Annotated in this window: 10 protein-coding genes; 5 read left to right on the top strand and 5 right to left on the bottom strand. The window is 67.1% G+C overall.

The genetic code is table 11. The features are described from left to right. Positions 1 to 5 precede the first annotated feature (5 nt). The 3 genes from FHS82_RS04515 to FHS82_RS04505 are packed head-to-tail and all read left to right on the top strand — an operon-like array spanning position 6 to position 3,408. Positions 6 to 1,913 (top strand): ABC transporter permease, encoded by a 1,908-nt coding sequence (locus tag FHS82_RS04515; RefSeq protein ID WP_343042506.1) that lies wholly within the window; start codon positions 6 to 8, stop codon positions 1,911 to 1,913. After that, positions 1,910 to 2,692 (top strand): ABC transporter ATP-binding protein, encoded by a 783-nt coding sequence (locus tag FHS82_RS04510; RefSeq protein WP_166949270.1) that lies wholly within the window; start codon positions 1,910 to 1,912, stop codon positions 2,690 to 2,692. Before FHS82_RS04515 ends, FHS82_RS04510 begins: the two co-directional genes overlap by 4 nt. Next, the gene (locus FHS82_RS04505; protein WP_166949267.1) at positions 2,689 to 3,408 is read left to right on the top strand and encodes an ABC transporter ATP-binding protein; all 720 of its coding nucleotides are present in this window, start codon (positions 2,689 to 2,691) and stop codon (positions 3,406 to 3,408) included. Before FHS82_RS04510 ends, FHS82_RS04505 begins: the two co-directional genes overlap by 4 nt. Before the next feature lies 1 nt (position 3,409). On the opposite strand, the gene FHS82_RS04500 is transcribed toward FHS82_RS04505, so the two are convergent. From FHS82_RS04500 to FHS82_RS04490, 3 genes are read right to left on the bottom strand one after another with little or no spacing between them, the layout of a single operon-like run. Next, the gene (locus tag FHS82_RS04500) at positions 3,410 to 4,837 is read right to left on the bottom strand and encodes a coiled-coil domain-containing protein (RefSeq protein WP_166949263.1); all 1,428 of its coding nucleotides are present in this window, start codon (positions 4,835 to 4,837) and stop codon (positions 3,410 to 3,412) included. Between the two features lie 4 nt (positions 4,838 to 4,841). After that, positions 4,842 to 5,801, bottom strand: coding sequence for a DUF6384 family protein (locus tag FHS82_RS04495; protein ID WP_166949260.1), 960 nt, complete (start codon positions 5,799 to 5,801; stop codon positions 4,842 to 4,844). Further along, positions 5,785 to 6,969, bottom strand: a complete 1,185-nt coding sequence (locus FHS82_RS04490; protein ID WP_166949256.1) for a cell surface protein — start codon at positions 6,967 to 6,969, stop codon at positions 5,785 to 5,787. Before FHS82_RS04490 ends, FHS82_RS04495 begins: the two co-directional genes overlap by 17 nt. 369 nt (positions 6,970 to 7,338) lie before the next feature. Between FHS82_RS04490 and FHS82_RS04485 the strand changes: the two genes are divergently transcribed. Together FHS82_RS04485 and FHS82_RS04480 are read left to right on the top strand one after the other, a co-directional pair. Beyond that, positions 7,339 to 7,809 (top strand): CesT family type III secretion system chaperone, encoded by a 471-nt coding sequence (locus FHS82_RS04485; RefSeq protein ID WP_166949252.1) that lies wholly within the window; start codon positions 7,339 to 7,341, stop codon positions 7,807 to 7,809. A gap of 34 nt (positions 7,810 to 7,843) precedes the next feature. After that, the gene (locus tag FHS82_RS04480; RefSeq protein ID WP_166949251.1) at positions 7,844 to 8,959 is read left to right on the top strand and encodes a hypothetical protein; all 1,116 of its coding nucleotides are present in this window, start codon (positions 7,844 to 7,846) and stop codon (positions 8,957 to 8,959) included. Between the two features lie 39 nt (positions 8,960 to 8,998). On the opposite strand, the gene lpdA is transcribed toward FHS82_RS04480, so the two are convergent. Both lpdA and FHS82_RS04470 read right to left on the bottom strand, forming a co-directional pair. Further along, positions 8,999 to 10,411: a dihydrolipoyl dehydrogenase gene (gene lpdA / locus FHS82_RS04475; protein WP_166949250.1), complete on the bottom strand. Its 1,413-nt coding sequence runs from the start codon at positions 10,409 to 10,411 to the stop codon at positions 8,999 to 9,001. A 2-nt stretch (positions 10,412 to 10,413) separates the two neighbouring features. Next, a complete protein-coding gene (locus FHS82_RS04470) occupies positions 10,414 to 11,706 on the bottom strand; it encodes a dihydrolipoamide acetyltransferase family protein (RefSeq protein WP_166949248.1) in 1,293 nt (430 codons plus the stop codon).

Below are 11,706 nucleotides of genomic sequence, written 5' to 3'. Positions count from 1 at the left end.
CGGCCGTGGACATCATCCTGGCTCAGGCGAGCTTTGTTTTCATACAGGCTCTCGGCGGTCTCGCCAGCGCCGCGTCGCTGTTCCTCGTCGCTTCCGGCCTGTCGATCATCTTCGGTGTGACGCGCATCACGAATTTCGCGCATGGCGCCTTCTACATGCTCGGCGCCTACGTCGCCTTCACGCTGACCGACCGTTTCGGCGGCGCGTTCGGCTTCTGGGGCTCCCTCCTGCTCGCCGCGCTCATCGTCGCGGCGCTGGGCGCGCTGATGGAAATGGCCCTGCTGCGGCGCATCTACCACGTGCCGGAGCTGTTCCAGTTGCTCGCGACCTTTGGCGTCACGCTGATGGTGCAGGATCTCGTCGTGATGGCATGGGGGCCGGACGACCTGATGGGGCCGCGCGCGCCCGGCTTCCGGGGCGCGGTGGAGATTCTCGGCCACCGGGTGCCGTCCTACGACTTCCTGCTCATGGCGCTGGGACCGGCCGTGCTGGGGCTGCTGTGGCTGCTGTTCCACCGCACGCGCTGGGGCGTGCTGGTGCGCGCCGCCACGCAGGACCGCGACATGGTGGCGGCGCTGGGCGTCAACCAGAAATGGCTGTTCACCAGCGTGTTCGCGCTCGGCATTTTTCTGGCGGCACTGGGCGGCGCGCTGCAGATTCCGCGGACCACCGTCACCCATGGCATGGATCTGTCGATCCTCGTCGAGGCCTTCGTCGTGGTGGTGATCGGCGGCCTCGGCAGTGTCACCGGCGCGTTTCTGGCCGCCGTGCTGGTGTCGGAACTCAACGCCTTCGGCATCCTGCTGCTGCCTAAAATCTCCCTCGTGCTGGTGTTTCTGGTCATGGCGGTCGTGCTGGTGCTGCGGCCTTGGGGCCTGCTCGGCAAGCCCTTCACGGCGGCGCGGCAGGCGGCCGGCATCTCCGTGCGGCCATGGCAGCCCTTTTCCCCCGCCGAGCGCGCGCTCGCGGCCGGTGCCATCCTCGCCGCGTCCGCGCTGCCCTTCCTCGTCGGCGACTACGGGCTGACGGTGGGCAGCGAGATCTGCATTTTCGTGCTGTTCGCCGCGAGCCTGCATTTCATCATGACGGTGGGCGGCCTCGATTCCTTCGGCCACGCCGCCTACTTCGGCCTCGGCGCATATGGCGCGGCCTTCCTTACCGTGCTCGCCGGCTTGCCCATGGAGGCGGCGCTCATCGCCGGGCCGCTGCTCGCGCTTGCAGGCGCGGCGCTGTTCGGCTGGTTCAGCGTTCGCCTCTCCGGCGTCTATTTCGCCATGCTGACGCTGGCCTTCGCGCAGATCACGTGGTCGATCGCCTTCCAGTGGGTCGAGGTGACGGGTGGCGACAACGGCATGCTCGGCGTCTGGCCGGCGGACTGGGCAGCCGGCGCGCGGGGTTTCTACTGGCTGTCGCTCGGCGTGGCGGTTGCCGGTGTCGCCGCGCTGCGCGCGCTGGTTTTCTCGCCGTTCGGCTATGCGCTGCGGGCGGCGCGCGACAGCGCCCTGCGGGCAGAGGCCATCGGGCTGGACCGCGCACGCCTGCAATGGCTGGCCTTCATCGTCGCCGGCACCTTCGCCGGGCTTGCAGGCGCGCTGCAGGCCTTTCTCAAGGGGTCTGTTTTTCCCGATTTTCTCGGCATTCCCGTCTCCGTCGACGGTCTCGTCATGGTGCTGCTGGGCGGCGTGGAAACCGTGTCGGGCGCCGTCGCCGGAGCCGTCGTATACAAGGCGCTGGCAATCTGGCTCATGAGCAGGACGGACCTGTCCCGGCTGGTGCTGGGCAGCGCGATCGTGGCCATCGTGCTGCTGTTCCCGCGCGGCATCGTCGGCTTCGTGGAGGACGCCCGCGACCGCTACCTGCCCGCGCTGCTGCGCGGACGCGGCCGCTCGTCCGGTCGGGAGACAGCGCCATGAGCGCCTTGCTCCAGGCTGAAGGACTGAGCAAATCCTTCGGCGGCGTCGAGGCCGTGCGCGGCGTTTCTTTCGAACTCGATGCAGGCCGGATTCTCGCCATGATCGGCCCCAACGGCGCGGGCAAGAGCACCTGCTTCAACATGCTGAACGGCCAGATCACACCCGATGCCGGCCGTGTCCGCCTCGGCGGCATCGATATCACAGGCCTCGGCCCCGCCGCCGTGTGGCGGCTCGGCGTGGGGCGCACGTTCCAGATCACGGCGACCTTCGCCTCCATGAAGGTGCGCGAGAACGTGCAGGTCGCTCTGCTGTCCTTCCGCCGCCGCGCCTTCAGCTTCCGCGGCTTCGCGGGCGCCGCCTGCCGCGGAGAGGCGGACAGGCTGCTGGCGCTAACCGGCCTTGCCGACCAGGCGGACAGGCCCTGCGGCGAACTTGCCTATGGCGATCTCAAACGCCTCGAACTCGCTGTCGCACTCGCCAACAACCCCCGCCTGCTGCTGATGGACGAGCCGACGGCGGGCATGGCCGCGCGCGAGCGCGCCGCGCTGATGCGCCTCGCCGCCGCCGTCGCGCGCGAGAAGAACGTCGCCGTGCTGTTCACGGAACACGACATGGATGTGGTGTTCGAGCACGCCGATGCGGTGATGGTGCTCGATCGGGGAGAGCGCATCGCCTTCGGCACCCCGCAGGAAGTGCGCCGCGACCCGCGCGTGCGCGCCGTCTATCTCGGCGAGGGCTTCCTCTACGACGCCCGCCACCGCGAGGAAAAGCCGGCATGACGCTGCCAGTTTCCAGCCTGCAGATTTCCGGTCTCAATGCCTGGTACGGCCCGGCGCACATCCTGTCCGACGTGGCGTTCGATGTGGGCGCGGGCGAGGTCGTGGCGTTGCTGGGTCGCAACGGCGCTGGCAAAAGCACGACGCTGCGCGCCATCATGGGCCTCGTGCCCCGGCGCACGGGCACGGTCGTCTTCGCGGGCGAGGACATATCGGCGCTGCCCCCATACGCGATCGCGCGCCGGGGGCTCGGCTACGTGCCGGAGGACCGGCGCATCTTCACCGAACTCACGGTGGAGGAAAACCTCGAAGTCGGCCGGCAGCCGCCGCGTCCGGGCGTGGCGACGTGGCGGCCGGAGCAGCTTTACGCGCTGTTCCCCAATCTCGGCGAGATGCGCCGGCGCCAGGGCGGGCGGATGAGCGGCGGCGAGCAGCAGATGCTCACCATCGCCCGCACCCTGATGGGCAACCCCTCGCTGGTGCTGCTCGACGAGCCCTCCGAAGGACTGGCCCCCCGCATCGTCGAGCAGATGGCCGACGCCATTCTGGCCATGCGGCAGCAGGGCCTGAGCGTGCTGCTTTCGGAGCAGAACCTGCATTTCGCGCGGCTGATCGCGAACCGCGTCCACATCATCGAGAAGGGACGCATCCGCTTTTCCGGCACGCTCGCGGAACTGGAAGCGCAGCCCGACGTCCGCGACGCCTATCTGGCCGTATGACTCAGAACCGTCCGCCGGTGCGAAAGCCGCCGCCGCTGCCGCTGCTCCGGCCGGACGAGCCGCCCGACGAACGCCCGCCGCCACCGAAGCCGCCGCCCCAGCCATCGCGCGTGGGCGGCGGGCGATTCCAGCGGTTATCGCGGGGCTGGCTGCCTTGCCTGTAGCCACTGCGCAGCGCATCGCCCAGATCGCGGGACGACAGCACGCCGCCGATGATGCCGCCCAGGATGTCGCCGATCAGCTTGTCGTTGACGAAGCCGCCGCCCTGCCGCTCGTAGCCGGTCTGGCGGAAATCGTTGCGTGAGCGCTCCAGCTCCAGCCGCTTGCGGGCAAGTTCGACGGCGACCTTGCGGGCCTCCTCCGCCTCGCGCGTCAGGCGGGCGAGCGCGGCGTCGATCTCCTGCAGGCGCTGCACGATGCGTTCGTCGTCCGGCGTGGGTGTCGCCAGCGCCTCGCCGAGCAGCGCGCGCAGGTCCTCGCGCCGCAGTGATTCCGCCAGCTCTTCCTGCGCGCGGCGCAGGCCGGAGCCCTCGCCCTCGACCAGCGCCGTGCGACGCTCGTCGGTTGCGGCGATGGCGCGTTCGAGTTCCGCCTGCTTCTTGTCGAGAGCATCGAGCGCGGCCACGGCCTTTTCGTGCCCTGCCTCCAGCGCCGCGATGCCGTCCGCCTCAAGCCCCACGCGCTCCAGCGCCTGCAGGCGCGTCTCTTCCTCCTGCGCCTCGGCTTTCAGGCGGTCGGCGTGATCGCGCAGCCGCCTGGGGATTTCGTTGAGCATGAAGAAGTTCTGCCGTGCCGGCTCGTAACGGATGACGCGCGCCACATAACTGTCGCCCCAGCGCGTCAGCCAGCTTCCGCGATAGTTGGGCGTGCCGAAGCCGCGTGCCCACAGATAGGCGAAGAGCCTGTCGGCCAGATAAGGCTTCGACTTGCCGTCGCGGTCCGCTTCCGACTGTTGCGCCTTTGCGTCGGCCGCCTCCGCCCGCGCCTGCGCGCCATCTCGCCTGGCCGCCTGCGCCTGCCAGGCGAGATCGTCGGCGAGGCGCTTTTCGGTCGCCGCCTCCTGCGCGTCGATGCGCGCCGCGGCGTCCTGCACCGCGGTGGCGAGCGCGGCGCGCTCGGTCTGCAACTGCCGCAGGTCGTCGCTCAGCGCGCCGTGCTGCTGCTGGATGGCCGCCACTTGCCGGTTGTGCGCCTCGACCGCCGACAACGCCCGGCGCTCCGCCGCGTCGAGTTCGCCCTTGACCGACTCCTGCCCGAGCGCGTCGAGCCGCAGCCGCGCCAGATCGCCGTAGAGCGAGGCCTGCTCGCCGCGCAGCCGCGTGGCGTCGGCGGTGGCCGCGTCGATGACGCCCGTGACCCTGTTCTCGTCCGCCCGGACGCGGCCCATGGCCTGTTCGATGGCGGAAAAGGCATCGCCTGCACTGATCATGGCGTCACCACTCGGTAATGGTTCCGGGGTTTTCCCCGTCCGGCGAGACATTCATGCGGTAGACGGGTTCCAACCCGCCGCGCGGCTTTTCGGCAAGCGTATCGTTCTGCACGATGCCGTCGTCCCCCTTGTCGCGCCGCACGGCGTCGAAGGTGCGCTGCGGCACCCGCACGCCCCAGCGGGTAACGGTCTTCACCTTGCCGTCCTCCTCGCTGCGGACGGGCAGCGAGAGCACCTTGCCGTCAGGCGTCACCGCCTCGACGATGAGGTAATAGTTGCGGGCGTTGCTGTTGACGTCCGGAATGCGGAACACGCCCGTGTCCTCGCCGGGGCGCGAGACGATGCGCAGCCGGTAGGTCTCGGCGAGCCTCGCCCGCAGTTGCTCCAGCGCGGCGGCGGCGCCGCGCGCCGCGTCGGCATCGCCCTGCGTCAACGCCGCGACACCGTCCGCGTGCAGGGCTTCGGCACGGTCGCGCGCGTCCGCCGTGCGGGCATCGGCCAGCGCGCGCGAGGCCGCCTGTTCCAGCCGCCGGGGCAATGTCTCCGCAAGTTCGATGCGCGCTGCCTCCCGCGCCCGCTGCTCGCTGGCACCGCGCCAGGCGGACACACCGATCCACGTCACGAGCGCGACGAGAACCGCACCCGCGATCTTGCCGTAGAGACCGCGCCTCACCCAGATGCCGGCGAGCAGGCGCGAGCCCGCCTCCGCCGGCTCGTAGGTGAAGCGGCTTTCCTTGAGCGCCTTGATGCCCTCATCGAGGATGCGGTCGGAGACCTCAAGCCCCTGGCTTTCGTAGATACGGCGCAGCCGCTCCTTGAGGTCCTCGTCCCGGCCTTCCTGCCCCAGTTCCTTCAGGGCGACATTTTCATTGTGACGCAGTGTGTCCACCACGTCCATGGCCAGCATCACCTCGTCGAGCGCGCCGGCGCTTCCGGATGCCGGCGTGTCAGCCTTCGATGACAAGCGCGTTGCCCTCCGCGGCGAGGCGCGCGATGCGACGCTTGCCGTCCTCGACCGCGTTGCGGATTTCCTCGCTGTTCTGCGTCGAAAGCTTGCGCATCTCGGCGACGATCTCGATCGAGCGGGTCTGGAAGTTGATCACGCTGTCGACGAGCTTCTTCACCGCGTCCGCGCGGACGGTGGGGCCATAACCGGCCTTGAGCGCCTCTTCCTGCACCTTGCCGCCGATCTCCGCCAGCACCTCCAGCGAGGTGGACACGCCTTCCTTCAGCTCGTTGAGCGTCTGCGTGGCCTCGTGCAGCCCGAACAGGCCGGTGAACGACGCCTTGAGGGCGGTGAGCACGGATTCGTTGGTGGTGAAGAAGCTGATCGCCTGCTGGTAGACGCGCTCCTTGGCGTTGGTGGTCTGCAGAAGACGCGCCATGACCACTTCGGACGTGTTGTAGCTGATGGTCAGGTTGTCGGCGAGGTCCTTGGCGATCTGATAACGCCCCTCCTCGCCCTGCACGCGGCGCAGGTGCTCGTCACGGAGCAGTTCGAGCTTCGCGCGCTCGCTCACGTCGCCGTCCTGCGGGAAGCCGGAGACCTTGTCGGAGGCGTCGCCGAGTTCGGCCCGCGCGGCGTCGAGCTTGCCCCCCGCCGTCTTCAGGATTTCGAGCGCCGCGACCTCGGCCTGCTTCAGCGCGCCGCGGAAGTCACGGTAGGCCTCAAGGATCGCCTGCTCGCGCTCGATGTTCTGGCGGGTATCGCGGGAGACTTCGAGGTATGTCTCCTTGATCTTGTCGAAACGGTCGGAGACGTCGCCGCGCGCGACCTTCATCCACACATTGGTGGCGCGCTCGAACAGGTTGATCTTGCCGTCGTCGAGCTGGTCGACCATCCGCTTGGCATCGTCGCGGATGGAATCGAACGCCTTGGCGATGTCCTCATAACGCTGGCCGACGACGATCTGCGCCACCTCGTTGCGCACCACCTCGTTGAACACGCTCATCTGCTGCAGCGTGCGGGTGATGACGGCGATCTTGTCCGGCTCGATATCGGCGATCTTGTTCAGGAGGCCAACGATGGGCGATTCCTCGGCGGCGCCATCCTTCACCAGCCCCAGGTCGCGCAGCGCGCCGACCGCCTTGTCGAGATACTGCAACGGTGTTTTGACCGCGACTTCGCTCATGGAATCATTCCTCGATGCGCCTGGACGATGCTTGTGTCTCTATGCCCCTGGAAGCTCTCAGGTTCGCGAAGCTTATCGGGCGGCAATGACAAGCGCAATACACGCCATGACGCCGCAGGCCGGGCACAGCGCCGACAATGTTACACTAACGGGACGAAACAATCTGAAAATAACATGAAATAATATCAAAGTAATAATATTATAATGCAAGATTTACTAAAATAATAAATCCTTTCAAATGTCATATTTTTCTTCTGAACGTTGACAAATTTGTCGCCATGGGAGAATGTGTCTTCTGCGCGTATTCCTGATTCACCCTCCTTAAGCCGGGGAAGTAATTTCCATATACTTTTTCATTGGAGGAGTTTTATGTCTTTTATTGCCAACCATACGCACATTATTCAGGAATTCGGCAAGCTGATCAATATCCCCGAGCTTGCCCTCGACGAAGACGGCTATTGCTGCCTCGGTTTCGACGATGTCGTTCTCGATATAGAGTACAAGGAGCATCTCAAGATCCTTCTGGCGCACTCGCGGATCGGCACCCTGCCCGACCAGCCTTGGAGCGCCTTGCTCGAAAAGCTGCAGGATATGAGCTATGCCACGCTGATCATGGGCACGGGCGCCATCGGCATCGATCGGCACGCCCGCAGGATCATGTTCATCGAGCGCATCCCCCTGCGCGGCCTGACGCCGCAGGATTTCGAGGCTGCGATCGAAGCCATCGTCGACCGGGTCGAAAAGCTCACCGCCACCATCAACGCACCGGATTTCGTCAGCCGCAGCGATGACGCCCCGGTCCACGGCGCGCCCTTCGCGGACATCCACATTCAGGTCTGACGCCATTGCAATCCCGAGTAAAAGGACATCATTCATGGCTCTTGAACTGTCTCATTTCCGGCTCCTGGGCGGGAACAAGGGTTTTCTGAGGCTTGACGACGCGAACGACAAACCGCAGCTCACCAAATTCGGTGACAGTGCCTTCGCGAGCCGCCTTTCGAACTGGTTCCGGGATCCAGGCCAGACAGCCAACCAGCGGCTGAGAACCGAGTTCGCTCTTGTCCTGCAACGTCAATATGGTGCCGACTTCGTCAGGAACGTGAGCGGAAAGATCGACCTCGCCAACGCGACACCTCTCTCGGCCCGTGTGGTTCGCGAAATCATCGCGGAGGGCGACGACCGTTCGAAAAAGGTAAAGGCTGCGCCGCTGCCCCTTCCCGGCGCCAACGGGCTTGCCACGGCGAAGAAAGCGTTTGCCGCCGCATCGGACAAGTTCATCAAGGACATGCAGTTGCGCTTCACGACCGACCCTCAGGCCGATACTGCCTCGTACCTGATGGATGCCATCGTGTCATATGCGGACAGCCCGATCGGCTTCAACACGCGGTTTCTCATGCACGCCCAGCGCGGCGGGAACCCGCACGCCATGAAACTTGCCGTGGCCCTGCACGATTCCGTCAGCTTCTCTTCCCGGCCCGACCTTCGTCAGCTCAATACACAGGATTGGGTAAGAGGAGCGCTGCAGGACATCATGAACGATCCGGCGGCGGCGAACGACGCATGGCTCAAGCTGCAAAAAACGGAGTTGATGGGGGCGCAAGGCGCCAGCCGCATGGCCCTGCTACTGAATACAGCGCTGAAAAGCGGAACCTCTCCGGACAAATTCAAGAAAGTAGCTATCGAAGGTCATACCTGGGCCACAAATGCCATAAATGACCTTGAGCATACACTTGAAATGCTTTCAAACCCCGCCTTCAGCGACAAGGCCCCGACGGCGGAGGCCAAATCCCAGCTTCTCGATCTGCGCAACAAAACCCATGCTCTCCTTGAGCAAATGCGCGATCCGGACGGAACGTTCATCGGACTGAGGGCCTTTTTTGCCGTTGCCGCATCGGATCCGAACGCCACGCTCGCCAGGCTGAAGCAGTCCCCTGCCGGGCCGGCAAAACATGCTCCCGTCACCACCAGGACAGGAGTCGCCCGCGGCTGAGGCCACGCGCCGGCGCCGCGCCGCGCAGCCGGCACATGCTCACATATGGATAGCGCGCCCCAGCGTCCGCAGCGCGGCTTCCTGCAGCGCCTCACCCTGTGTCGGATGGGCGTGGATGGTGCCGGCTATGTCTTCCAGCCGCGCCCCCATCTCCAGCGCGAGCCCGAACGCCGCCGCCATTTCGGAGATGCCCTGTCCCACCGCCTGGATGCCGAGCACGACATGGTTGTCCGCCCGCGCCACCACGCGCACGAAGCCGTCCTCGGCGTGCTTCGTCAGGGCGCGGCCGTTCGCGGTGAAAGGGAAGACTCCGACCTTGCTCTCCCGCCCGGCAGCGCGCGCCTCGTCGGGCGACATCCCCACCGACACGATCTCGGGGTCGGTGAAGCAGATGGCCGGGATCGCCTGCCTGTCCCACTGGCGCCGGTGGCCGGCGACGATCTCCGCCACCATCTCGCCCTGCGCCATGGCACGGTGCGCCAGCATCGGCTCGCCCGTCACGTCGCCGATGGCATAGATGCCGCGCATGGAGGTTTCGCACTTCGCGTCCACGCGCAGGAAGCGGCCATCCATGTCGAGCGCCAGTTCCTCGCGGCCCCAGCCCTCGGTCACGGGCCGGCGGCCGACGGTGACGAGTATCCTGTCGGCGGCGATTTTCGTCGTCGTCCCGTCCGCGCCCTCGACGAGGAGCTTGCCGGAGCCGTCACGGCCGCGCGCCTTCGTGCCGGTGAGCACGGTCACGTCGAGCCTCTTCAGCCGTCTGGATACGGGCTGCGTCAATTCGGCGTCATATTGCGGCAGGATGCGCTCCGCCGCCTCCACCACCGTCACGCGGCTGCCGAGCTTGGCGAAGGCGGTGCCGAGTTCGAGCCCGATGTAGCCGCCGCCGATGATGGCGAGCCTGTCCGGCACCCGGGTGAGCGACAGCGCTTCCGTCGACGAGATCACATCGCCGCCGAAGGGCAGGAACGGCAGTTCCACCGGCGCGGAGCCGGTGGCGATGACGACGGTTTCCGCGCGCACGATTTGCGTGCCGACATCGGTCTCGACCGCGACCGTGCGGCCGTCCACGAAGCGCGCGCGGCCGGTCACGATCTTAACGCGAGCCTTCTTGAGCAGCGCCGCAACGCCGCTGTTGAGGCGCGAGACGATCTCGTCCTTCCATTGGATCGTCCGGGCGAGATCGATGGTCGGCAGCTCCGCCGCGATCCCGAACGGGTTGTTCCCGGCCGCGAGTTGCGCCACGCGGTCGAATTCCTCCGCCGCGTGGATCAGCGCCTTGGAGGGGATGCAGCCGATGGTGAGGCAGGTGCCGCCGACCTTGCGTCCCTCGACGATCACGGTGTCGACGCCAAGCTGCCCGGCACGGATGGCGGTGACGTAGCCGCCGGGCCCGGCGCCGATGACCAGCAGCCTGCAGGTGATATCCTTGCCCGTTGCGGGATTCGGCATGGTCAGCCCTCCACGAAGATGAGCGCGGGCGTCTCCAGCAGGGCGCGCAGGCGCTGGATGAAGCTTGCCGCGTCCCAGCCGTCGATGATGCGGTGGTCGAAGCTCGACGACAGGTTCATGATTTTGCGCGGCACGAAGGCCGTGCCGTCCCACACCGGCCGCACAGCGATCTTGTTGACGCCGACGATGGCGACCTCCGGATAGTTGATCACCGGCGTCGAGACGAGGCCGCCCAGCGCGCCGAGCGACGATATGGTGATGGTCGAGCCCGTCAGTTCCTCGCGGCTCGCGGTGCCGGCTTTCGCCGCCTCCGACAGGCGGTTCAACTCGATGGCGCAATCCCGCAGGTCGCGCGCCTCCGCGTGCCGCACCACCGGCACGACGAGACCGGCCGGCGTCTGCGCGGCGATGCCGATATGCACGCCCGCGTGGCGGTGGATGATGCCCGCCTCGTCGTCGTAGCGCGCGTTCATCTGGGGATGGTCGGCAATCGCGCGCACCAGCGCCCTCATCAGGAAGGGCAGGATGGTGAGGCGCGGCTGATCGGGCTTCTTGTCGCGGTTCAGCGTGGCACGCAGCTCTTCGAGCGCGGTCACGTCGACCTCCTCCGCATACATGATGTGCGGAATGCGCGACTTCGCCAGCGCCATCTTCTCCGCGATGCGGCGGCGCAAGCCGATGACCCTGATCTCCTCCACCTCCGTGCGCGCGGCGAGCCCGCCGGCACGCGCCTGCGCCGTCTGCCCGCCGTGGGCGACGAAGGCGTCGAGATCGTCATGCGTGATGCGCCCGGCGGGGCCGGAACCGGCTACCTGCCGCAGGTCGACGCCGGCCTCGCGCGCCCGCTGGCGCACGGAAGGCGCGGCCAGCGGCCTCTCCCCCGCCGGACGGGGCACGATGGCCGCCCGGCCGGGAACGGGAGCAGCCTTCCGCAGCGGCGGCGGTGCAGGCGCTTCCACCGGCGATGGCGCTGCCGGCGTCCCGGCGGCGGGTGCTTCGCCGCCCGCCGCCGGCTCCGCAGGCTCCGCCTCACCCGCCGCCACGTTGCCATCGCCATCGACCTTCAGGCGGATGAGCGGTGCACCGATGGCGACCCTGGTGCCGAGTTCCGCGCCGAGCCACAGCACCTCGCCATCGACGGCGGATGGAATCTCGACCGTGGCCTTGTCGGTCATCACGGCGGCGATCACCTGATCCTCGCGCACCAGATCGCCGACCTTCACGTGCCATTCGACGAGTTCGGCCTCCGCGATGCCCTCGCCGACATCGGGCATCCTGATGACATGCTCGCCCAT

The organism is Pseudochelatococcus lubricantis (genome assembly GCF_011762225.1).
Taxonomy (GTDB): Bacteria; Pseudomonadota; Alphaproteobacteria; order Rhizobiales; family Beijerinckiaceae; genus Pseudochelatococcus; species Pseudochelatococcus lubricantis.
This window is presented reverse-complemented; position numbering and strand designations above follow the sequence as displayed.